The following is a 25,384-nucleotide window of genomic DNA, read 5'->3' as shown; positions in this document are numbered from 1 at the left end:
TACAGGATTATTTTGAGAGAATAGCATCGCTATTGTTGAGAAATAATCCTAACTCGCTTCCAATAATTCGAATTTGCAGCCGGATGGTGCGCTTTTAAACATGCTCTTAAGCAGGACTTTCGTCATATTTTTAAAAAATATTCATTATTTTAGGTTTCCCTTGGGGGGAAGCCTTTTTTTGATCGTACCACTAATGTATTTTTTGATCTATATTTTTGTAAATGGCACAATTACTACCCGAAAGTGAACTGGTGTTGAACCTAAAGAATGGCGATTCGAAAGCTTTTGACCGCTTGTTTGCGATTTACAACAAGCAGGTGTATTACTTTGCGCTTTCCTATGTGAAGAATGCATCCAAGGCCGAGAACCTTTTGCAGGATATTTTCCTGAAGGTCTGGAAAAATCGTGCGCAGCTCGATCCAGAGAAAAACTTCAAGAGCTTTTTATTCACGATGACCAAAAACCTGATTTTAGATGGTTTCAAAAAAGAATCAAGTGAAAGGAAATATCAGGAGTTTGCCAGCTACAAAAATATGAAGGAAAGCACCACTTATAATGACGTGGTGATGTCTGAATTGCAGGACTTACTCAAAGATATTGAGGAAGAAATGCCCGCCAAAAGAAAGAGTATCTATAAAATGAGCCGATACGAACACCTGAACAATCGCGAGATTTCCCAAAAACTTGAAATTTCCGAGAAAACGGTGGAAAATCAGATCACGCTTTCGTTAAAGCATATAAAAAATCGCTTAAAAGATCTTTATAATTTACCAAAACACAAATTACAGTAGGGGATCGATTTGGTTTATTCGTATATATTAAAAATACATTTATTATGCATACGAATAAACTTATTTTATTTATACTATTTCTATTTCCCCAACTTGTTTTTTCTCAAGAAAATAAACCAAATATCTTGTGGATTACTTGTGAGGATATTTCCTGTAATGTCGGGGCATATGGGGATTCGATAGCGATAACCCCCAATATCGACCACCTGGCATCCGAAGGAATACGTTTTGATAATGCCTGCTCGGTGGCAGGTGTATGCTCACCAAGTCGTGCGGCGATCATCACAGGCGTTTATCCAACTAAAATCGGAGCACACAATATGCGTGTGAATTGGTTTACGCCTGAAGGAATAGACCCCTACGAAGTTGTTGCTCCAGATGATATCCACTGCTTTACTGAATATCTACGAAAAGAAGGATATTTCTGTACCAATAATTATAAAACAGATTATCAATTCAAAGCACCATTCACCGCCTGGGATGAAAATGGAAAACAAGCGCATTGGCGCCACCGACAAGAGGGACAGCCCTTCTTTTCTGTTTTCAATATCATGACCACTCATGAAAGCATGTTGTGGAAAAATGCGGATCATGAGCTTATCATTCCTGCAGAAAAAGTGCGTGTGCCTGCCTATTTCCCTGATACCAAAACGGTTCGTAATGACATTGCAAGGAATTATGCCAATATCTTCGAAATGGATCAAGAAGTAGGCAAGTTACTTGCTCAGCTTGAAGCGGATGGCTTAATGGACAATACCATCATCTTCTTTTACAGCGATCACGGTGGTCCATTGCCCAGACAAAAAAGAGAGATCAACAATGGAGGACTTCAAGTTCCTTTCATCGTTCGTTACCCTGATCAGCACGGTGCAGGAACAACCAACGATGATTTGGTAAGCTTCTTGGACTTGGCGCCAACCGTTTTGGATATCGCAGGAATAGCCCCAAAAAAATATATGGATGGAAGGATATTCCTTGGTCAGAACAAAGAGGAAGAACCCACTTACCTTTTTGCTGCACGCGACCGCATGGATAAACAATATGATCGTTCAAGAGCGGTAAGAGACAAGCAATTTGTTTATATCAAAAATTATTATCCTGAAAAGCAGTGGTACATGGATGTCGCCTATCGCAAGAATATTCCAATGATGCGCGAGATGCTTGAAATGAAGGAAGCGGGAACGCTCAATGATATACAAATGCAGTGGTTCAATCCCACCAAACCTGCCGAGCAACTTTTTGACTTTACCGAAGATCCCGATGAGGTTCACAATCTGATTGATGATCCAAAATATCAAGCCGTTGCCGACCGAATGCGGAAGGCGTTGGATAGATGGGAGCAGGAAAATGTTGATCTTGGCGCTACACCAGAGCCAGAGATCTATCAAGAAATGTGGCCTAACCGCGAACGTCCGTCATCAGGAACCGTTCGATGGGTCTATAAAGAAGGAAAAGGATTTGAAATTGAACATAGTAAACAAGGAGTTTCACTTGGTTATCAGGAAATAGGGGCTGAGAGGTGGCAAATATTCACCAAAGCGATTACCTTTGACCAGTTGGGGCATTACCGTGCCAAAGGTATTCATATTGGATGCGAGGAAAGTCCAACGACTCCATCATTAAAAGGAGATCCGTTGATGACCAAAAATGTCAAAAAACTTCAAGTAATACTGGAGGGGCAGGTTATTTCGGGTAAAAACCCCTTTAAAAGCCTTTTTATTTTTTCTGATAAAGGCCAGTTATTAGGTCAAAGCAATGATAAAAAGTTCACCTTTGATGCAGGTGAGAATGAGCGAATTACCCTTGCCTTCGTAGATGAGCAGGAGCTGTTGATTCAGGATGTTTCTTTGAACGGAAACAAAAAGAATCAAAAAAATAAATTTTTTAACGAGCCGCTTAGGGGGAAGTAACGAGGCGGTCGTACTATTGATGTAAATTGACGATTATGGATTTAAGAGAAAGGCCCGACCTGTTAATAAATTTTTATACTGGGAAGTGTAGCTACGAAGAGTACCTGATGGTAATGGAGTGGTTGAGTGATCCAGTGAATGAAGCGGCAGCTGATCGCATTATGAAGGATCATTGGGCCTTGATCTCAGGTATCGCCATGGATACGGGTTATGATCAGGAAGGTGTTTTGAATAAAATCAAGGCAGTGCAGGCTGAGGAGATGAAAGCCGAAGCTGATGAGCAAGCCCCTGTTTCGGTTAATGAGCCAGCTGCGAAGGAGGTCAAAATGAATCCGAAATGGTATTATGCGGTTGCTGCAATTTTGATGTTTATTTTTATAAGTGTTGGAGTTATTCAGTTCGTTTCACCTGATCAAATTGAAACCCTGGCCGTTACTACACATCGAGGAGAACAACGAACGATTGTATTGCCAGATAGCTCAGTGGTTACATTGAATGTCAATAGTGAACTGACCTTCCCCGAAGAATTTGAGACGCCTGAACGCATTGTCTATTTGAAAGGAGAAGCTTTTTTTAAGGTGAATGCGAATCCTAAACGACCATTCATTGTTAAAGCAGGTGGCTTGGATGTTACGGCTCATGGTACAGAGTTCAACGTTAATTTTTCGGATAAAAATAAAGTGATTGTCGGTTTGATGGAAGGTAAAGTGTTGGTGAAAGACGGCTTTGACCAGCAGATCAATATGAAACCGAACGATAAAATAGCTTACTCAGATAAGACACAGAAATTCACAACTTCAAATATCGACGAACTTACCGACGCCTGGAGAAACAATATATTGGTGATCAACCAATTGCCATTCAAACAGGCCGTGGAGAAAATTGCCGACTGGTATAATGTCGATATTGAAATCAAAGGAAACCCCTCTGCAAAATGGATTGTTAGAGCGAGTTTTAAAGGTAATGACATTACTAAATCGTTATCGTCATTATCATTTTTATATGGTATAAAATACCATAAAAGTACAGATAAAATTATTATAGAGATATAATTTACTACCTATGAACCGTATTTTTTTGCGAACTGCAAGCACACTTTTTTTATGCTTGTGGGTGATGCTTACACCCAAACTTTTTGCGGAAAGCTATCAACTTGACAATATTAACCTCCAGGGGAAACGCACAATAGAGGAGGTAATCAATTATTTAGAGGGTAAAACGGATTATTATTTCGCTTTTGACCAGTCCCAGATTAACCCCAAGCAAAAGGTTGAGATCAATAAATCTTTCACTGAGGTCAGTGAGGTGATGAGATTTTTATCGAATCAGTTAAACATCGAATATGTAATTACTGACAAACTTGTTACCTTAAAACCAAAAAAAGGAAAAAGCCAAGCTCCTCGTAAACCTGTAGCGGCGGCCCAAAAGGTTCGGGTAAAGGGAAAAATCGTGGACACTGACGGTGCTGAATTGATTGGCGTTTCAGTGGTCATTAAAGGGACTACTCAGGGAGCAATTTCTGATGTAACGGGTAATTTTAGCGTTGAAGCTCAACCATCGGATGTGTTGGTTTTCTCCTATGTAGGTTACAAACCTCAGGAAATCACTGTCGGTAATCAAAGCCAGTTGAATGTTATCCTTGAGGCGGATGTTGTTCAGATGGATGAGGTGGTGGTAATTGGTTATGGTACACAGGAGCGTAAGGATGTTTCTTCAGCAGTTGATATCATTGGAGCTGAGGATCTTGAAATGGCAACTTCCAATGTGTTGAATAACATCCAGTCCAAATCAACTGGGGTGATTGTTACCAGTGCATCTTCAAGCCCAGGAGCAGGCATCAACGTGAACATTCGTGGTGTCGGGACAGTGGGTAACTCCAATCCGTTATACATTATTGATGGGGTGCCGAATTTCGATGCCAACATGTCGAACATCAACCCTAATGATATTGAAAGTTTCACGATTCTTAAAGATGCTTCTGCTGCGGCGATTTATGGTTCTCGTGCAATGAACGGGGTCGTTTTGATCACTACTAAAAGAGGTAAAAAAGGAGAGCCAAAGGTAAGTATCAAAACTACCTATGGTGTTCAGCAGGCATACAGCCAATTGGATTTATTGAATGCAAATGAGTACCGTGACTATAAGCGTACAGTATTTGCCTCTCAGGGAATTACAGGAAAAGATTTGCCCGATTTTATCAATAACCCTACTTTGGTCAATACTGACTGGCAATCAGCTGTATATCAAACCGCCCCGACGGTTGAGACCACGGCTCAGTTTAGCGGCGGTAGTGAGCACGGAAATTATGCTATTTCAGCAGGATATTTGGATCAAACAGGTATTGTAAAGACAACAGGTTATGAGCGTATCACCATGCGTGTGAACTCTGACTGGAAAAAAGGTCGCCTTAAAATCGGGGAGTCGATGGCATTCACCCGCGCAAGTCGTAACCCAGGAGTGGGTTCTCCGGTGAAAAGCACCAGTTTTGCTTCTCCATTGATGCCGATCTATGATCCTTTGAATGCACAAGGTTATGGCTCACCACAAACAGCCATTACGGGTGCGGATACATTCTCCAACCCATTGGCGATGCTGGAAGTCAGGGATTACGATCATTTCAATAACAACATCCTGACCAATGTTTACGGGCAGTTGGATTTGTTTGAAGGATTAAACTTCAAATCGTCCTTCTCTTCGATTATCAACAGTGGCCGCGTTTCCAACTTTTTACCTGAATTAGACCAAAACAAATCTGCTGATACGAGAAGCAATACGAGAAAAGATCTGACCAAAACATTCTCCACACAGTGGGTTTGGGAAAATACATTGAACTACAAAAACACTTTCGGAATGCACTCTGTTGAGGGGATTTTGGGATATACCGCTCAGGAAAATGAATTAAGAAGAACCCGAAATGTAGCCGTGTATGATGATTACCTTGGAGCACCTTCCTTGGATAATGCCACAGAAGTGCAGGCGCTTGAGGATTATGATGCCTTCACTTTTTTATCCACTTTCGGACGTGTGTTATATAATTTTGATAGCAAATATTACCTGACCTTGACTGTTCGTCGCGATGGTTCATCGAGATTTGCTCCAGCAAACAAGTTTGGTACTTTTCCTGGAGTATCCGCTGCATGGCGTGTCTCTGACGAGCACTTCTTCCCAGTACCAAAAAATGTGATTGATGATTTTAAATTACGCTTAGGATATGGTACGTTGGGTAATAGTGAGTTTGGAAATAACTTTGAGCAATATTCAACGATCAACCTGCAGCCAAAAGCTGTTTACGGTGGGCCTGGTGAAAGCATTGTGAATGGAGCAGCAATCACCAACATCAGTAAAGGGCAGTCTTTGAAGTGGGAGACGGTGAAGACGCTTAATGTGGGTGTGGATGTCTCCTTTATGGAAGGTCGCTTGAACTTTACGGGAGATTATTATGTCAAGAACTCTGAGGATATTTTGATCCAGATGGCTCCTGTATTCATCAGTGGTATTTCCCAGTCGTTTACTGCTAATGGTGGAGCGATTCGCAACTCCGGATTAGAGTTGGCCCTGAACTACAACAATAACTTTGGTGAAGTAGGATTCAATTTTGGTTCTTCGGTTTCTTTTTACAGCAATGAAGTGACCTCTTTGAATAATCAGGAGTTTTTGGTGGGTGGTGATAGTTTTGCCTCTGCTGCTTACTGGGGTGCTACCCGAACCGTTGAAGGCGGAAATATTGGTGCTTTCTATGGATATGTACAGGAGGGGATCTTCCAAAACCAAACAGAGATTGATGATTTGAATAATCAGACAAGTGAGGGCATTGAATACCAAAAAGGAGCCCGCCCGGGAGATGTTCGCTTCAAGGACCTCAACGGTGATGGGGTGATCAATGAAGAAGATAGAAAGACCATCGGTAGCCCCATTCCTGATATGTCATTGGGGATCAACTTCTCCATCAATTATAAAAACTTCGATTTGTCGGTGATCGGATCTGGATTGTTCGGCTACCAAAACCTCAACACCGTAAGAGCTGGTTTGGAATCGGTAAACAGTCGTGAGTTGTATTCCAACAAGATGACCACCATCCACAAATCATGGACGGGTGAAGGATCAACAAACACTTACCCGATTATTCGGGCGGACGATACCAACGGTAATGACCGTCGCTTTTCCAGCAGATGGATTGAAGACGGGGACTTCTTCCGAATTCAGACGGCAAGACTATCTTACAATTTCCCACAGCAATTGATCGAAAGATGGAAATTATCAACCCTGCAACTGTTTGTTTTGGCGGAGAACCCCTTGGTATTTACCAAATACTCAGGACTTGATCCAATGGTAGGTGCGGATTCTTTTAATGATGCAAGTGGCCCGACACTTTCAAGAGGGGTGGATAAAGGACGCTATCCGATGGTCAGAACATTCCAGATTGGTTTCAACCTTGGCTTCTAAAATTTAGGACAATGAAAAGATTATATTTTTTAGCAATTACAGTGGCCTTGATGTTTTCTTCGGCCTGTAATCCAGATACTTTTTTGGAGCGGATTCCTGAAAATGAAATTACTAACGGGGTATTTTTCAAAAACCCACGGGATATAGAATTGGCGATGGCCGGTGTATATGGTTCTTTCAGCCAGGGGGCATATAAAGTAGCTGTGCATACCACTACAGATGTAATGGACGATGACCAGGAAACGGTGTCGGAATTGCCATTCAACCGCTTTATCATTCAGGCGGCCAAGCAGCCCAATGCCGCTTATGATCAATCATGGCAGTGGTTTTTTGAAGCTATCTTCAGAGCCAATGTTGTTTTGTATTATATAAAGGATATCGAATATCCTTCGGAAGATCAAAAATTGAAAGTTGAGGCGGAAGCAAGGTTCCTTCGTGCATTGGCTTATTTCAATCTGGCGAACACCTGGGGCATGGTGCCGATTTATACCGAGCCTTTGATCTTATTGACAGAGGATTATATCCTTCCACAATCGACGCCTGAGCAGGTTTATGAGGAGATCATTTACCCAGATCTGAACTTTGCCAAAGAGCACTTGGCAGATAATGACATCACCGCAAGAGCTGATCGGGGTGCTGCTATTGCACTAATGGGAAAGGCCTTTTTGTATGAAGGGAAGTACGAAGAAGCAAAAACGGCTTTTGCGGAAATTGTACAGAATGAAGGGAAGTACGGATATGGATTGGTGAATGACCTGGATGAGATTATCAGTAATCAGAATCAATACAATGAGGAGTCTGTTTTTGAATTGGCTTACATATATGAGAACGCTTCCAATGCCTGGACAAAAGATTTCCCTAATTCCGGAACAGGATCTCTAAAGACACAATATTTTGCACCAGCACAAATCAATGGTTGGGAAAACACCTGGCCAACGCTTAACCTGGTAACGGAATTTGAGGATGGTGATCCAAGAAAAGGAGCGTGGATGTACCAGGAAGGTGATACCCTTTTGGTAAAACCTTTGGGAGAGTCGGATTATCGACCATTCGAAACAACATATGATGTTTCGGAAAACAGAAAAAATCCTGACAACCGCAATGGCGTTTCGATCCGTAAAGGAATGGTTTACTACCCTGGTTATTATGATGTTGCCGGTTATGAAGACAACAGAATTTTGATCCGTTATGCCGATGTGTTGTTGATGTATGCCGAAGCGCTAGCAATGACAGGACAGGAGGGAGAAGCAAAAATGTTGATCAACCGTGTACGTCAGCGCGCTTTCGGATCGGATACTTTTCCAACGGTTGAGCAATATATGGCCGATAGTGGCAAAGATTTGATGGAAGCCATCAAGCATGAGCGCCGCGTAGAATTTTGCTTTGAAGGGACAAGATTTTTTGACTTGAAACGCTGGGGAGATGATGTGGAACGATTGAGCCCAAGAGGGTATAAGCCTTATATGGAATATTTGCCTATTCCACCGAATGAGATTGTGGCCGCTGGCGGTATCCTGAAGCAAAATCAAGGATATAATTAATTACACAAGGAAGGAATAATTGGAACTATCGCGAGCGCCTTCTCTCGTGATAGTCTGTCAATGACGACTGCGATTTAGCTGTCGCCTGGCCTCCTATTGTCTTTTAAATAGAAATACCAACAAAATAAAACCCATAATTTTTAAACTTTTATTTTACATATGTCAACCCAGAGAATTTTTTCAACAATGATGGCCTTGGTGCTATCAGTAGCTTTCTTGTCTTCTTGTTCGGAGACAGAAGACAATGCACAAGTATTTCCTAAACCTGTAATCGTAGCAGAAGATGGTGAAGCATTCAAAGGTTTCGAATCTACTTTTGATATTCAGGTAAATGCACAAGGGAAAGTAGCTTCTATCGCAGCTACCGCTGATGGCGGAGAAGTGGAAGTCGCTAATATTGAGGGATTAAATGAAACTTCAGCAACTGCTGATCTAAAATTCACTCCTGAAATGGAAGGAACGGCAACCATCACAATCATGGCTAAAGATGGTGCTGATCAGATGACAGAAGAGACGATCACCATTACCGTTGCTGCCGAGCCAACAGAAGTTGTTTTGACAGAAGTGAAAGCTGTTCCTGTAACGGCGGATGCTCCTGGTAAAATCATGTTAAAGGTAGAAGGTGGGGTAACTCCTTATGCCTATTACCTGAATGATGAGGAGAAAACAATGGAAGAGCTTTCAAACCTTGAGGCGGGTAACTACACCGTTAAGGTTATGGATGCTATCGGTCAGGAAGTAATGGAAACCGTTGAGATCGAAGACCTTTCTATGGAAGTAACAATGGTCGATATGGACGGTAACGTTTACAAAACGGCGCTTTACGAAGGTTATTACTGGACAACAACTGACGTTACGGCTTTGACTGACCGTGATGGTACCTCTTTGCCTGCTCCAGAAGTGATCAACGTAACCTTGGAAAATGGTGAAGTAACAGTAGATAATGAAGTAGTCGTTAACGCTGGCAATACTTTTGAAACAATTGACCAGAAAGTATTCGATGTGAATATCACTTTCACTGACATCGAAGGCGAGCTGCATGAAGTAACGACTCGCTCTTACACCTTGTCTGCAGCGGATAAATTGTGTCCTGAAGGTTGGACTTTCCCAGTAAAAAGCAATGTAGGCGGTACTTGGGAGAAAACTTGTACTTGGGTACCAGAAAGCGAAACAGCCTGGTCTGGTTATGCTTGGACAGGTGTGGCTAACGAATTGTCTCCAATTCTTCAATTGAACGATCCTGCATTCTTCGTGGGTCAGAAAGAGAAAAATGATAAAATTGCGGACAACGGGTATTGGGTTTCTGCGAATGGAGCAAAAAACATCTGGGCTGGATATATGGAAGGAACGGATCCTGCCAAAACTACACCCGGTGGTAACTTCATGAACATCGGCGGTAACGGTAACGGTAACCAAATGTTCTTTGACAACACAGGTACTTACAACTACCAGGGGACTAACCCAACGATGACAGGTAACTGTCGTTGTGTGAAAGCGGCGAACTAATCCTTTTTATTAACTAATTTAGGTACTGTCTGAGGAAATATTCTGCCAAGGGCAGTACCTTTTTTATTGAATATGTTTCGATCAATCTTTATATTTTTTGTAGTCCTGACCACCGCCTGCAGTGTCAATAATGGTGCAGAGCAACGGTCATTGTTGATAGATGCCTTCGACCACGGTTCATGGAATGGTTTGGTGATGTTAGATCAGAAATCGAAACAAGTTGCCGCCTTCCGGTTCAATTCTTACTATTTATCTGAAGGGGAGTTTTCTTATTTTGCAGGTAAAGCATTGGATGCGCCCGTAAGTTACGCCAACAACGGCGACAGCATTTATCATCATATTAAAAAAGTAGGGCTAAAGTCCTCCAATAACGATTATGCCAGCCTGCAATGGCAACAAAAACAAGCGACCTGGCACTTACAATGGGGAAAAACCAACAGCGAAGACCTTTACGGGCAGTTGGTCAATGACCATGCAGACCATCACGGATTGATTGTCGAATGTTATCTTCCTTTCGAGCAAAAAGGAATTTTGCATTTCGAAAAAAATCAACTCAAGACCAATACCTTCCATTTGCTTTTTGATCAGCAACCTACCAAAATAGTTTCCTCTTCTGTGCCTTTGAAAGAAGAACAGGTGCGGGAATTCATTGAAAAAGGATATGCACAAAGCAAGCAAATCAACGGATCTTATCTTTATTTATTATATAGCAATATCAATAGCCTAAAATTCAAACTGAATAACAACAGTGGATTGGGCTGGGAGCAATTTGATCAGCTTTTTCAAAAATTGGAAGCCAAGACCATCGAAAACCGCGTGCGCGTGAGCACTGCTCATGGTAATGTTGCAGATGCACTGATTGATAACCTCAACTGGATGCGTGCCTATATCCCTGATGCGGGCAAAACCTATGTACCAGCAGGAAGAACCTGGGATTGGGGCGGTTGGGCCATCTTTGAGTGGGATGCTTTTTTCAATTCACTGAGTTTGTCGATTGATAATCCTGTTCTGGCAAAAGAAAACTTGGACGCCTTGTACTGGGCACAATACGAAAATGGCAACATGCCGAATTACCGTTGTGGCGACAGTGGCAGCCTTGATCATTCGCAACCGCCAATCGGTCCCTGGGTCGTGTGGAAAATGTATCAGCGAACCCATGATGTCAGCCTGTTGAAAGACGGATACCCAAAACTGAAAAAATGGTACGACTGGTGGTATGCGAAAAATACCAATGGCAACCCGCGTCGTGATGGCAACAAAGACGGCCTTTTTGAGTGGGGAGCAGATGCAGATAAGGCAAAAACAAAACTGAAAATGGCTATGTATGAAAGTGGTGCTGATGACAGCCCGCGATTTGATTCGGCCAGTTATTCGTATCAGACTTGGACCATGAACATGAACGCCATTGACCTGAACTGTCAGATGGTGAGCATGAACGATCATATGGCCAAGATCGCCAAAGTAATCGGTATGGCTGATTCTTCAGATTATGAAGAGGAAAAACAACGCTTGACCGAATTGATCAATGCCCAACTTTGGGATCAGAAAGATCAAAGATATAAAGACCGTTATTGGGATGGGCAATGGAGTCAAACTTATGGACCGGAGCATTTTTATCCCCTGTTTTCGGGAGTGGCTTCGCAGGAGCAAGCCGATGCGATTGTGAAAGATCTGATGAACCCCGATTTATTTTGGGGAGAATATGTTTTGCCGACCGTGAGTAAGAATGACCCTCGCTTTCCAGATCAGCAATATTGGAGAGGGTCAATCTGGCCTCCGACTAACTACCTTATTTTTGATGGACTGGTAAAATATGGATACGATTCATTGGCTACAGCACTGGCAGAAAAAAGCATGACCATGTACATGCGTAACCTGAAGGAGAAGCAGACTAGCCAGGAGAATTACGATTGCCGTAGCGGTTGGGGCGATGGACAGAAATTCCAGAGCTGGGCGAGCTTGTTCAATTTCATGTGGTTGGAAAACAAGGTTGTAAAAACGGATGATGGCTATCGTTTTGGGAATTTGAATGAAGATGATTTTTCTATTGAAGACCTTTTGGTTGCAGGAAAATCTTTTAACCTAACCCAAAAGAATGGGCATCTGAACATCCAGATCAACGATCGTGATTTCCTTTCGAGTGATGTGCCGATTCTATGCAAGGGCTTTGTTTTTGAAAATAATCGCCTTTACGGAAAAATCATCAGCCATCATTTTGGGGAGGTGAAATTCCCAACCTATGAGGCAATACAAAAAATTAAACCAGGAGAAAATCTAATTGACTTAAAAAATATCAACCTGTAATGAGATCTATTTTTTTATCTATAATCACCGCCTGCGCCATCGGAATGAGCGCCTGCGGTGAACAACAATATCAAGTCAATAGCCCCGATGATCAATTGTCGATTGGGGTCATTCAACAAGATGATGCCATCAAATATTTCGTGTTGGCACAAAAGGATACCTTGGTATATCCATCGGCTTTGGGACTGAAAACCTCTAATGGACAGGTTGTCGCAGGTAATATTGTTGATTTTCAAAAACATGAAATCAATGAAAGCTATCCGCTGGTTGTGGGTAAACATAAAGAGGCCCTAAACCATTGTGTGGAAGGGGTACTGACAGTCGAAAACGAACAAAACCAGCAGACTGAAATCTACCTTCGAGCTTACCGAGAAGGTGTAGCATTTAGATTAAGTACCCAATTTGCTGAGGCGGTCGATTTGATGGAAGAAACAACAACCATTGAGCTACCGACCGATGATTTGAAATTGTGGGCAGGAAGCGACCGCGGTGTGATGGAGAAACCATTTACCCATTCGTATGAATTTAAGTTTCATCACAAGCAGTTGTCGGACTTCACTGACAGTAGCTTTGTGCATACCCCCTTGGCCTTTGAAACCAAAAACCATGTGGGGATCATTACCGAGGCAAATGTGAAATCTTATCCGCATTGGTACCTAAAGCCTGAGGCCAGTGGTTTCTCAAGCATCAATACGCCGCTTCCGGGTACAGACGTTTTGTTGAAAAATACAAAGCAAATTACGACGCCATGGCGCGTGGTGATGATTGCTGACGATTTTTCAAATTTCATTAACAGCGACCTGATCACCAACCTTTGTGAACCTTTAGTGATTGAAAAAACAGATTGGATTCAGGCTGGAAAAGGCGCCTGGGACTGGTGGAATGACTATGAAGTGGATGTTGAGAATCCAGGTAAAAACCAGGAGACGATGAAGGCATACATTGATTTTGCTGCCAAGAATAATTTGGAATACATGCTGATCGATTCCTTTTGGTATGGTGATGAGATGGATACCACTTTATCAATTCTGCAAACCACCGATTCATTGGATATGCCTGAGTTGGTTCAGTATGCAACCGATTGTGGCGTAGGTTTACACCTTTGGGTGAACTGGAAAAACATGAGCAAGCAGTACAAAGAAGCTTTGCCATTGTACAAAAAATGGGGCATCAAAGGAATCAAAATGGATTTCATGAAAAGAGACGATGCCGAAATGGTGGACTTCTATCATGAGATTCTTCAAGCCGCTGCTGATAATGAATTGATGGTGAACTTGCATGGTTGCTACAAGCCAACAGGTATCCGCCGTACTTACCCGAACCTGGTTACTCGTGAGGCAGTTTTGGGCTTGGAATATTACAAATGGGACGAGCAAGCTGGTCCTGAGCATGCCGTTACCGCACCCTATATCCGTCAGATCATTGGCCCGATGGATTATACGCCTGGTGGATTCCGTCAGGTGAAAGAGGAAAATTTCGAAGCCCGTTTCCATGCGCCATTGGTTTTGGGAACAAGAGCACATCAGTTGGCAATGTTTGTGGTGTTTGAAAGTCCATTCCAAACCGTAGCGGATGGTCCTAAGGCGTTTGAAAACCAGAAAGGTTTAGACTTTATTGCACAGGTACCTGCCACTTGGGACGAAACTAAGTTTTTGTCCGGAAAAATAGGAGAGTCGATTGTGTTGGCAAGGCGATCAGGAAAGGATTGGTACATCGGGGGAATGGTTGGCAATGAAGCCAAGGAGGTTGAGCTTAAATTTGACTTTTTGAAGAAAGGTGTAGCTTATAAAATAAGCCTGTGGGAAGATGCTTCGACTTCAGAAGATCAACCTACCGACTGCCAGGAAATCAAGTTGGATAAGTTACCAGAATTGATGAAAATTAAGATGGTCAAAGGCGGAGGTTTCGTGGCGGTGATTAGCCCATCGACTTCCAATGAAATGATTGCAGAACAATAATTTTTTTAGATATGATGAACAAGAGCAGATATTTTATTATCGCATTTTCATTTTTTGCTTGGCTGGCTTGCAACAGAGTCAGCAACACGAATGAAGAAGTAAAAGCAGACAAGAAACCCAATATTTTAATTGCCATCAGTGATGATATGTCTTGGGTGGATATGAGTTTCATGGGCAACGAAGCCGTGAGTACGCCTAACATTGACGCACTCGCCAAAGAGGGTATGGTATTCGAAAATGCCTATTGTTCTACCCCATCCTGTACAGCATCACGTGCTGCATTCCTAACGGGAAGAAATGGCTTTGAATTGGAGCAAGGAGCTGTTTTGTGGGGATATTTGCCTGACAAATTCAAGACCTACACAGACTACCTTGAAGAGGCAGGCTACAAAGTAGGGTTCACAGGAAAAGGTTGGGCGCCAGGCAAGTTACATGCGACCAATCGCAAGCATAATCCGGCAGGTGAAGAGTTCAACGATTCGAAATTTTTGCCTTTCGTGGAGTTGGGCAATGAAGGATCAATTTGTGATATCGATTATATCGCCAACTTCAAGACTTTCCTAAAAGGAAAAAAACAAGATCAGCCTTTCTGTTTCTGGTATGGGTCTAAAGAGCCTCACCGTGGGTACGTTCGTGGTATTGGTGAAAAGGCAGGGATGCAGACCTCGAAAGTGAAGCTTCCGGACTTCTATCCTCAGGACGAAGGTATGCGTTTAGATGTGTTGGATTACCTGTTCGAAATTCAGTGGTTTGATACCCAAATCGGGAAGATCGTCAATCACCTGAAAGAAATTGGGGAATATGACAATACCTTGATCATCGTAACGGCAGACAACGGGATGCCCTTCCCAAGAGCGAAGTCAAATTTGTATGAAGCTGGTACTCACATGCCATTCATCGCTGTTTGGAAAAATAAAATTATTCCTGGAAAGAGCATCTCCGATTTGATCAGTCAAATTGATGTGGCACCAACGGTAATGCAGGCAGCTGGCTTGGAAATTCCAAAAGAAATGACCGGTAAAACACTGATGCCTTACTTTGAAAAAGCAACCAATCAGGTAGCGGCTAAAAACCGTTCGATCATTACCTACCGTGAGCGTCATGCGTGGAGTTATGCCGATGGCAAAACCTATCCAAGCCGTGCGATCCGCAAAGGGGACATGCTCTTGATTTGGAACATGGAACCACAGCGCTTGCCTGCAGGTATTGAGGACGGAAGTGTAGCGTTTAATAATTATGCTTTCGGGGATGTGGATAATGGGCTATCAAAAGACATTTTGATGTCTTATAAAAACCGTGAAGGACAAAGTCATTTCTTCGATCTGAGTTTCGGTTTGCGTTCAGAATATGAATTGTATAATGTGAAAGAAGATCCTTTCCAATTGAAAAACTTGGCTGCTGAGGCTGCCTTCCAAGAGCAGTTCCAAAACCTGAATAATGAATTGGTAAATTACTTGAAATCACACAATGACATGCGCGTTTTGGGCAAGGAAGAGGTTTACATCAACACGCCTTATTACAGCACCAAAGGAATTGAATCGGGTGGAATTGATCCAAACGCTTTCGAGAAATTATCAGCCGAAGAGCAACAAAAACTGCAAGATGCTGAGCGTCAAAAATTGAAAAAGAATAAGCATAAGATAGATAGTTTATTTGGGATGGGGGCATCATATTGGGGGATATGATGCTTGTGTGAAAGCACAATGATCAACCACGACCACACCTTTTCGGAGGTGTGGTTTTTTTAATCCCATGACATAAAATTTATTGTTTTTGATACGATGATTAGAAATATATTTTTATTGATTTTTTTTTGTGTAACATCAACACAAATACAAGCTCAACAAGTCGGTGGTGAGCTCAATACTGATAGATGGGTAATGGATATTCATCCTGATGGCTATATTCAAAGATTGACATTCCGCGATTCAGGACATGAATTCGCTTTCAATCAAAAGGACTTTGTCGGGCCATCATGGTACCTGAAAATAAACGGTAAGGAAGTTGAGATGCCACAACCTGAGTATAATGATGGCGAGTGGGTAACGTCTTACGACCACGTTGATTTCGGTATCTCATTTTCGGAGGATAAAGGCAGACCAATGATCACGGCGCGCATCAAGTCCAACCGACCAACGGCATTTCAACCAACAACGGCAGGGCTGAGAATGGGCGTGGACACTTATATGGATCATTTCCCTTATTGGAACAAAAAAACATTCCCAACGCTTTTAAGAGCGGAAAAAACGCACTTTTGGGGGTATTTGATGTCGCCGGAAGGCAAGATTTTAAGCATCAACAGTCCTGATCCAATCGCCTCATGGAGCCATGAATATACCAAAAAATGGGGGCAACCACCGTACTGGTTTTTCGGGCACCGCATTGCATCGATTAACCTTGATTTGATCAATGCTTTGCCATTGCCAAGCCGTCACCCTCAGCATCTGTACCAAATCGAAGCTGGGCAGGAAAAGGTTTTCCATATTTATCTTGATGAGGTAAAATCACTAAATGACCTTCAGCAAAATGTACAGGAACTGACCGAAGCGCCTGTAATCGATTTGCCTATCACGGCGGGCATTGCTGGCACAACCATGAATTTTGAGGTGAAAGGAGCGTGTTCGGAGGTGAATATCATCGATCCTTCGGGAAATACAACCGAATTGAAAGGTCATGGACAATTCAGCTTTGAAAGGACCGATGAGGCGGGGGCATATCAGATCATTGTTATAAATGAGGCAGGGAAAACCACCGAGGCTTTATATTATGTGCGCAAGCCGTACAGCTGGTACATGCAGCAGGCAATGACTGCAGTATTGGATTATCCACAAAAAGCATCCATGACCCATTGTGAAAGCTGGTACGGGTTTTATTCCACTTATGCTGGAGGAAAGCATTTTCCAAATCATCCTTCAGTGCAAAAAGCGGATGAGCAATTTCATGCCATCTACCCAATCATTTTCGATACACTGAAATTTGAGCCTAAAAAGCACGGCTTCCGCATTCAAAATGTCAGTACGATCGTTGGGGTGTTGGTTGATCGCTATCAACTGTTCAACGACCCGAAAGATCTTGATGCGGCGGTGAAATATGCAGATTTTCTTTTGGCAAGTCAATCCAAAGATGGTGCTTATCGTGCACGATCGACACACTACACCAGCGTGATCTATATTGCCAAAAGTTTGATGGAGCTGCTCGAAGAGTTGGAGGGCAAAGCAGCCTATGCCGCAGATTACAAAAGGATTTTCAAGTCCGTAACTCGGTCGATGGATGAATTGGCGGCTAATGGAGCCAATATTCAGACCGAAGGTGAGCAAACCTTCGAGGATGGCATGATCTCTTGTTCGGCAGCACAGCTTGGACAATTCGCATTGATGTTCCCTGAAGGAAAAAAACGGGAAAAGTACAAAAAGGCAGCCCTTGATTTGCTTGATCAGCATCGATGCCTTGAGCAGTTGATGATCCCAGATGCGCGTATGCGAATGGGCTCGATGCGCTTCTGGGAAGCTCAGTATGACGTGCTGATGGCCAATAATTTCATCAACAGCCCACACGGTTGGTCAGCATGGACCACCTATGCGCAGTATTATGCTTATTTGCTGACGGGAGAGCAGAAGTATCTGCAAAATACCTTCAATGGACTAAATTCGGGTGTGCAGAGCATCGACCTTGAAGGTAACTTACACTGGGGCTTCATGGTGAATCCTTATGTGAAGGTTACGCAGATGAACAGAAACATTGAAGGGGCAAATCCTTTGAATGTACCTGGCCAACATTACAATGCCTTTGATTATTCGCATGATACCTACACCATGGGCGAGGGCTATGTGAACATGGTCAGTGATTGGTTTTTCGGCAACTCTAATGATAACGATGTGCATGAACACTTCAAGTGTATGGCTGAAATTGCCTTGGATAAAGCATATGTTTTTGAAAATGAGCAGGGCAGTTTGGAGGCTTATAACTGTCAGCTAAATTATCTGAAACAACAGGGATATTATGAAATCAAATTAGCCGATCAGACGGTATCCAGCATTCACATGAACCTGAAGAAAAAGCATCAATTTAAAGTTGGGAATCAGACTATCGATGCATACGAAGGTTTAGCATGGTATATGTTGAATCCTTCCTCTTCAGCCAAAAAATAATTAGATCATGATCAATAATCTGTTGAATAAAATATTTTTAAGTCTTAGCTTACTTATTATTTGTGGGACACTTACGGCTAAGAACCGTAAGTTACCCAACGTGATTGTGTTTATTGCCGACGACGCAGGGATGGATTTGGGTGCCTATGGCAATCCCCATATCAAGACGCCAAACCTCGATAAGATGGCTGCAGATGGGATCTTGATGAACAAAGCTTTTTTGACAACGGCGCAATGTAGCCCGTCCCGAACAAGCCTACTTTCAGGAAAGTTTGCTCATACGATCGGTACAGAAGATTTGCACGCACCACTACCCGAGGCAGTCAAGCTTTTGCCTTCCTATCTCAATGAGATGGGCTATTTCACCAGCCTTTTGATGAAAAGCCACCTTGGACCAAATGGCGATAAACAGTTTGATTACCGTGGGCCTGGGCATGATGTGAACGCCTTGGAAATTTTTGAGGAAATGCTGAAAAATGCGCCCGATGATCAGCCGATATTTAGTTGGGTGGGCTTCAAGGATCCACACCGAAAATACGGGGGACTGGATGGCGCGGCGGAAGTACATCAGCCGGATAGTGTGGTGGTAGCCCCATATTTTGTGGACACCCCCGCTACCCGAAAAGACATCGCTCAGTACTATGACGAAATTCACCGATTGGATCAAAATGTCGATGGGATGAAGCAATTGATGACAAAGTATGGTCATGATAAAAACACGATCTACATATACATCAGTGATAATGGCATGCCGTTTCCAAGAGGAAAAGCGTCGCTGTATGATTTCGGTATTCAAACACCTTTCATAGTGGAATGGAAAGAACAATTCAAGGGTGGTCAGCAGATCGACGAAATGGTAAGTTTGGTGAACTTAATGCCCACTATTTTGGACATGGTTGATTATAAAAAGCCCGTTGACAGCTATGGATTATCTTTTTTACCCTTGCTCGAAGGAAAACAGCAACAAGGTGCGGAATATATCTTTGCGGAAAGAAACTGGCATGATACCGACGCTCATGCACGCTGCGTTCGGTCGGGAGACTATAAACTGATTTTCAATGGCTATGCCGACAGAATGTACCCGATCACGGGGGATTATTATATCTCTGACACTTGGTTTGATCTTCTTAAAATGAAAAAAGAAGGTACACTGACCGAGGATCAGAAAGCGTTGTTTGAGTATCCACGTTGTCAGATAGAGCTCTTCAATCTGAAGGATGACCCAAACGAAACCCATAATTTGATCATGGAACCAGGCTATAATGGCATCGCATATGAGTTGTACCTGAAGCTCGACGAGTGGATGAAAGCCACTGGCGATTACCCGTCACACCGAAAGACCAAGGCAGATATTATTGATCGTAAATCAGGCTTTTTCTTCAATCGCCAAATCGAACTGATTGATTACCATAATTTGGGATATATCGTGGAATAACATTTTTATTTCAATCACGACGTTCACAACAACCACACCTTTTTCTGAGGTGTGGTTTTTTTTAATCCCATGGCACAAAAGTTTAAAATATATTTTTTTGTGTGTAGGATCAACACATGTGTTTGCCCAACAAGAGGAGGTGGCGTCCAAGTAAAGTCATTCTGGGCATTCGTTGCTAAACGCTCGACTCCAACCAATCTAAAAAGGAGGAGGTTTTTTTCTAACTGACAGGGATGATCGATCATTCTCGGCTGTGGTTGAATGTCCTGGGATTACTACTTGGATATCGAAGGACGGAACCCCCGGGCCAGGGATAGAGGTGGAGGCGTAGCCGGTTGTGGAGCTCTTTTCCGGTGGCAGGCGTAGGGGAATTTTGCGGTTTATGTGATATCGGAAAAAGCGACCGCCGAAAGCCCGGTGCGCTGTGGCGCAGGCCTCATATAAAAATCGTAGTTCCTGTTTCTTTACTTTAGTTCTGGGGGCAATATGTCCGCTAGAGGGTGTCAATACGTTTTAATTTCACATCAAAAGTGGCACAATACGAACCGGAATTGCCACATCGAGGACAAAATTCTAATTTCTCAAACCGTTTATTTTCCTTTTCATAAAACAGCCAGTTTTGTGAAAAATTAATTTTACTGTTGATTTCTCCTCTTTTTATTGGGGAGAATCAATTATTACAGTATATTACACGTGTAATATTCAACCTTAATTTTTTTACTTACAATGAGAATCAACGCTTACTACTTTTTGGTATTGATGGCTTGTACTTTTTGGTCTTGTAATAAAGGCCCTGGCAAAGAGAGTCCTAAACAACCTAATATTTTGTTCATCATGTCAGATGATCACGCCTACCAAGCCATTAGTGCTTATCAGGATCATTTGATTAATACCCCTAACATTGACCGTATCGCCAATGAGGGGATGAGATTTGATAATGCCTGCGTAACTAATTCTATTTGTGCGCCTTCACGAGCAGTAACCTTGACAGGCAAGCACTCCCATATCAACGGGAAAACGGACAATCACTTTCCTTTTGATAAATCAAACGTAACGTTTCCTCAGTTATTTCAACAAGCGGGTTACCAGACGGCGATGTTTGGTAAATTGCATTTTGGTAATAATCCTAAGGGCTTCGATGAATTTAAAATTTTGCCAGGACAGGGTGCTTATTACAACCCGACTTTCATTACCAAAAATGAAGGCAAGAAGGATTTTCCTGGTTATGTTACCGATATCATTACGGATATGACCCTGAACTGGCTCGACAAAGAACGAGAAGAGGACAAACCATTTATGTTAATGTATTTGCACAAAGCCCCACACCGTGAGTGGTTGCCAGCAGAACGTCATATTGCTGAATATGCAAATAAGCAATTTCCTGAACCAGCCACCTTGTTTGATGATTATTCAGGTCGCGGAACAGCAGCGCATACCGCAGAAATGAACATCCTCGACCATATGAACTGGGCAGGGGATTCAAAAATTTACCCGGAGGTAATGGATGAGTTGGGAATTCCCGATGCTTCGGGATGGGATCATAAAGCTTTTGAAAGGGAACGCAAGCGCATGACCGAAGCGCAAAAAGCAAACTGGGATAAAGTTTACAAGCCGATGAACGAGGAGTTCAAAAAGAATTTTCCAGACATGACGCGCGAGGAAAAGATGAAATGGCGATATCAGCGCTATATGCAGGATTATTTGGGTACGATTGCTGCCGTTGATGAAAATGTCGGACGGGTTTTGGATTACCTGGATGAAAAGGGTTTGACAGAAAATACTTTAGTGGTGTATACTTCGGATCAAGGGTTTTATTTGGGGGAACATGGATGGTTCGATAAACGTTTCGCTTACAATGAGTCTTTTAAAACACCATTATTGATGCGTTGGCCTGAGCAAATCAAAGCGGGTACTGTTCGTAATGAAATGGTTCAGAACCTTGATTTTGCACAAACCTTCCTTGATGCGGCAGGCATCGAACAACCAACAGATATGCAGGGGGAAAGCTTGATGCCATTGCTGACCGGCAATGATGAAGGGTGGGACCGCGATGCAGTGTATTATCATTATTATGAATATCCTTCGATCCATATGGTTAAGCGGCACTATGCGATCATTACCGAAAAATATAAATTGATTCATTTCTATTATGATGTGGATGAGTGGGAACTGTATGACCGCGAAAAAGACCCACAGGAAATGACCAATCAGTATGATAATCCGGATTATGCGCAGGTGGTAAAAGACCTGAAAGCTCAGTTGGATGAACTTCGTGTGAAATATAAAGATTCCGATGAATTGAATCAGGCTTACATTGACAGATACCTGAAAAAGGTGGATGAATTTCGTTACAATGTGAAGGTGGGCAAATAGGTCCTGGTCAACTATTTTTTATGGGAGTGTTGCATGACTATGTTTTTAATCTAACCCAAAAGACTATTTTGTGAACTGTATGGATGTACCAATCTGAGGATCCAATGCAATCAAATAATGAATCAGATACCTAGTTCAGCTTGTACAGTAACCAAATAAAATTTGGTGGTATTCCACCAAATTATGATGCAGCAGCTCCCTTATTTTTCATTTACTGCTACACTTATGAAACTCAACCGTTTAATGCTGCTCTTCTTGTGGCAGCTTCCTTTTTTATCTTTAGCTCAAAATATAGATTTCAAGCCTACGCCGAAAGTCTATGAAACCTATTACCCTACACAGGAAAAGGTAATTGCGATGGTTAATGCCGCGGATCATGGGGTTTTAGGCAATGGTGTTACCGACGTTACCACCCCGTTGCAAAAAGTGATTGATAAGATGCACAATCTTGGTGGTGGAACGATTTTCTTGCCCCGTGGAGGATATCGATTGACCAAGCAATTGGTTTTGCGTCCAGGCGTTACTCTTCGTGGAGATTGGCGAGATCCGGAGGATGAGCACAAAAAAGGGCTTGGGACCACTTTTATGATCGAGTGGGGGCATAATACCAAAGGGGCACCTACAGGTGATGACGCAGCTTTCTTGATGGGCAGGTCATCGGGGCTCTCCAATGTGGCGATATGGTATCCACTACAAAAGTTTGAAAATCCTGTTCCCTACCCATGGACCATTAAACAGCCATTTGGCAATTTCGCTACTTTGGAGAATGTAACGATGATTAACGTTTGGAATGGTATCAAACTCGGGCCCCGTCCAAATCAGTTTTTGACCGTCAAAGATTTATACATGACTGCGCTCAATATGGGTTTTGAAAGAGATCAGGTTTATGATTGTGCCCGCATGCATAAAGTCAGAATTTCTTCTAAATACTGGATTGATTCTCCAACGCCCAACCGGCCGAAGACCACACAGGAGATCGGAAAATTCAAACAGTACCTTCGTCAAAATGTGATAGGTGCGCATATTGGGCATTATGCGTGGACTTGGATGTATGACTGGGTAATTGAAGATTGTAAAGTCGGGATTAGAACGGATCGATCTTATGTAAAGAAAAACAACAAAGGACCTAATGGTGGCTTCATCAAGCTGAAGCTGATCAACAACCAAATTGGGATGTTAATTGGGGACAATAATTATCAGGGCTGGGCTGTTTCTGATGCGTTTATTTCGTCTTCTTTACCTAATGCCATTGGCATTCAGTTTAAGAATGATTTTGCGACTATTGCTCAGTTTAATGAAGTTACTTTTGATAATAATCTAAAGCATCCGGTAATTCATTTGGGTAAAGTAGGTACCGCAACTTTTGTTAATTGTGAGTTCAGGGGGCATAGAGACGGTGGGCATGATGTTGAGGTGAAATCGGGTAATATTGAGGTCGCCCAATGTCAGTTTAAAGGAGATTCAGAGCATATATTCCTTGGACCCAATACCATTCAGGCACAGTTGCTTTCCAACGATTTTGCCAACCAGCCACAGATCATTAATCAGGCGAAAAATCAGCATAAAGTGTCGATTAATCATGATTTCATCTCCTATAAATCTCCCGCTAAGGAACTCAAATATTTGGATGAACGCTTCATGCCTGCTACGGATAGGGTGTTAGATGTAACGGACTACGGAGCTTTGGGCGATGGGCAAAAAGATTGTACCAAAGCATTCCAAAGAGCATTAAAGGCGGCCAAGAAAAAAGGGGGAGGGACCGTGTTTATCCCTTCTGGTAAATTTGTGCTAACTGATGCTGTAGTGGTACCTTCCGGTGTTGAGCTGCGGGGTAGTTTTGATGTGCCTCACCACCCTTTGAACCAATATGCCAAAGGGAAGGCATGGGGCGTGGCAGGGTCTGAAGTCCATGCTTTTTATGGAAAAAATGAACCTGATGGGCCAGGCTTGATACAGCTCGAGGCTAATTCGTCGGTACGTGGATTTCGGATTTGGTATCCACAGCAGAAGGTGAAAGGGGAAGGGTTTACCCCATTTGCATGGACCCTGCAGGGGCTTGGTCCCAATGTGTGGATGAAAGATATCACCTTTGTAAATAGCTATAATGGTATTGATTTAGGCACCCATGAAAGCACAGGGCATAAAGTGGATTTTGTTGCAGGTTGTGTGTTGAACAAGGGCCTGTGGGTCGATCAAAATAAGGGCTTGGGACAAATCAAGAACGTACATTTTATTGGGCACTTTTGGTCCAATTCACCTTATGATGGCAAACCAAAAGACTGGAAGCACGACAGGGAATTGATAATTGAAAGGCTGGAAGCTTTTACCTATGGAGAAACCAAAGAGGAGCATACTTTGCATACCTTTGTGTTCGGATCCAAGGTTGGGCAGCGCTTTGCCAAAGGGAAAAACGGGCAGGCGGCCAACGGTCTGTTTGTCGCGCATGGTACGGATGAGTCCCAAATTTCTTTAGCCTTTGATGATATTGGAGATCAAGCCATTTTTCATAATTATCAACTTGTGTCCATGACTTCTCCTCATGAGAAAAACTATATTAAGATCGGTGATCAGGTGAAAGGAAAAGCAATATTTGTCAATACCTTGGTGTGGGGCTTTAACCCCGGACCCAATACAGGTATAGAAATGAAGTCAGGCGACTTTACTTTCGAGCAAATGAACTTCACCAATCATGCGGATGAAGGCCATTTTGGTGTGGATATGAATGGAGGTAAGTTGTTGATGATCGCTCCTCGTTTTCGATTGAAATCCGATGCGCCAATGGGACAAAATGGTAAATTCCAAACCGGTAAATACTACCGTTTTGGTCCAAATATAGAAAAGGCGGAAGTGTACGGTGTATTTACCAATACCCCTTCGAAATTCCCTGAAGCCATTGTAGATGAAAGTAAAGGCAAGGTGAAATGGAACTCCAATATAAAATCTAATTTCTAAACGCGTGTTAAAAAACCAAAAAT

Annotated in this window: 13 protein-coding genes; all 13 read left to right on the top strand. The window is 42.6% G+C overall.

What is annotated here, in order from left to right; genetic code table 11:
* Positions 1-221: 221 nt before the first annotated feature.
* Positions 222-791: an RNA polymerase sigma-70 factor gene (locus AAA970_RS22730; RefSeq protein ID WP_338239178.1), complete on the top strand. Its 570-nt coding sequence runs from the start codon at positions 222-224 to the stop codon at positions 789-791.
* Between the two features lie 125 nt (positions 792-916).
* Positions 917-2,701, top strand: coding sequence for a sulfatase family protein (locus tag AAA970_RS22725; protein ID WP_338239177.1), 1,785 nt, complete (start codon positions 917-919; stop codon positions 2,699-2,701).
* Between the two features lie 35 nt (positions 2,702-2,736).
* Entirely contained in the window at positions 2,737-3,753 is a 1,017-nt protein-coding gene (locus AAA970_RS22720; RefSeq protein WP_338239176.1) for a FecR family protein, read from the top strand.
* Positions 3,754-3,817: 64 nt separating this feature from the next.
* Positions 3,818-7,144 (top strand): SusC/RagA family TonB-linked outer membrane protein, encoded by a 3,327-nt coding sequence (locus AAA970_RS22715; RefSeq protein WP_338239174.1) that lies wholly within the window; start codon positions 3,818-3,820, stop codon positions 7,142-7,144.
* 11 nt (positions 7,145-7,155) lie between these two features.
* Positions 7,156-8,685: a RagB/SusD family nutrient uptake outer membrane protein gene (locus tag AAA970_RS22710; protein WP_338239172.1), complete on the top strand. Its 1,530-nt coding sequence runs from the start codon at positions 7,156-7,158 to the stop codon at positions 8,683-8,685.
* A gap of 159 nt (positions 8,686-8,844) precedes the next feature.
* Positions 8,845-10,191, top strand: coding sequence for a hypothetical protein (locus AAA970_RS22705; protein ID WP_338239171.1), 1,347 nt, complete (start codon positions 8,845-8,847; stop codon positions 10,189-10,191).
* Positions 10,192-10,263: 72 nt separating this feature from the next.
* Positions 10,264-12,495 (top strand): amylo-alpha-1,6-glucosidase, encoded by a 2,232-nt coding sequence (locus AAA970_RS22700; protein WP_338239170.1) that lies wholly within the window; start codon positions 10,264-10,266, stop codon positions 12,493-12,495.
* A complete protein-coding gene (locus AAA970_RS22695) occupies positions 12,495-14,453 on the top strand; it encodes a glycoside hydrolase family 97 protein (RefSeq protein ID WP_338239169.1) in 1,959 nt (652 codons plus the stop codon). Before AAA970_RS22700 ends, AAA970_RS22695 begins: the two co-directional genes overlap by 1 nt.
* A gap of 11 nt (positions 14,454-14,464) precedes the next feature.
* Positions 14,465-16,138 (top strand): sulfatase family protein, encoded by a 1,674-nt coding sequence (locus tag AAA970_RS22690; RefSeq protein WP_338239168.1) that lies wholly within the window; start codon positions 14,465-14,467, stop codon positions 16,136-16,138.
* Between the two features lie 195 nt (positions 16,139-16,333).
* A complete protein-coding gene (locus AAA970_RS22685; RefSeq protein WP_338239167.1) occupies positions 16,334-18,601 on the top strand; it encodes a hypothetical protein in 2,268 nt (755 codons plus the stop codon).
* 7 nt (positions 18,602-18,608) lie between these two features.
* Positions 18,609-20,036 (top strand): sulfatase family protein, encoded by a 1,428-nt coding sequence (locus tag AAA970_RS22680; protein ID WP_338239166.1) that lies wholly within the window; start codon positions 18,609-18,611, stop codon positions 20,034-20,036.
* Between the two features lie 726 nt (positions 20,037-20,762).
* Positions 20,763-22,409, top strand: a complete 1,647-nt coding sequence (locus AAA970_RS22675; RefSeq protein ID WP_420916746.1) for a sulfatase family protein — start codon at positions 20,763-20,765, stop codon at positions 22,407-22,409.
* A gap of 225 nt (positions 22,410-22,634) precedes the next feature.
* Positions 22,635-25,361 (top strand): glycosyl hydrolase family 28-related protein, encoded by a 2,727-nt coding sequence (locus AAA970_RS22670; RefSeq protein WP_338239165.1) that lies wholly within the window; start codon positions 22,635-22,637, stop codon positions 25,359-25,361.
* The last annotated feature ends 23 nt before the right edge of the window (positions 25,362-25,384 follow it).

Source organism: Persicobacter diffluens (assembly GCF_036244895.1).
GTDB classification, from domain to species: domain Bacteria; phylum Bacteroidota; class Bacteroidia; order Cytophagales; family Cyclobacteriaceae; genus Persicobacter; species Persicobacter diffluens.
The sequence above is the reverse complement of the archived record's forward strand: the minus strand, read 5'-3'. Positions and strand labels throughout refer to the sequence as shown.

Excerpts from the sequence above, each read along its gene's own strand:
- AAA970_RS22730 (WP_338239178.1), top strand. The coding sequence starts at position 222 with ATGGCACAATTACTACCCGAAAGTGAACTGGTGTTGAACCTAAAGAAT.
- AAA970_RS22720 (WP_338239176.1), top strand. The coding sequence starts at position 2,737 with ATGGATTTAAGAGAAAGGCCCGACCTGTTAATAAATTTTTATACTGGG.
- AAA970_RS22715 (WP_338239174.1), top strand. The coding sequence starts at position 3,818 with ATGCTTACACCCAAACTTTTTGCGGAAAGCTATCAACTTGACAATATT.
- AAA970_RS22710 (WP_338239172.1), top strand. The coding sequence starts at position 7,156 with ATGAAAAGATTATATTTTTTAGCAATTACAGTGGCCTTGATGTTTTCT.
- AAA970_RS22705 (WP_338239171.1), top strand. The coding sequence starts at position 8,845 with ATGTCAACCCAGAGAATTTTTTCAACAATGATGGCCTTGGTGCTATCA.
- AAA970_RS22700 (WP_338239170.1), top strand. The coding sequence starts at position 10,264 with ATGTTTCGATCAATCTTTATATTTTTTGTAGTCCTGACCACCGCCTGC.
- AAA970_RS22695 (WP_338239169.1), top strand. The coding sequence starts at position 12,495 with ATGAGATCTATTTTTTTATCTATAATCACCGCCTGCGCCATCGGAATG.
- AAA970_RS22690 (WP_338239168.1), top strand. The coding sequence starts at position 14,465 with ATGATGAACAAGAGCAGATATTTTATTATCGCATTTTCATTTTTTGCT.
- AAA970_RS22685 (WP_338239167.1), top strand. The coding sequence starts at position 16,334 with ATGGATATTCATCCTGATGGCTATATTCAAAGATTGACATTCCGCGAT.
- AAA970_RS22680 (WP_338239166.1), top strand. The coding sequence starts at position 18,609 with ATGATCAATAATCTGTTGAATAAAATATTTTTAAGTCTTAGCTTACTT.
- AAA970_RS22675 (WP_420916746.1), top strand. The coding sequence starts at position 20,763 with ATGAGAATCAACGCTTACTACTTTTTGGTATTGATGGCTTGTACTTTT.
- AAA970_RS22670 (WP_338239165.1), top strand. The coding sequence starts at position 22,635 with ATGAAACTCAACCGTTTAATGCTGCTCTTCTTGTGGCAGCTTCCTTTT.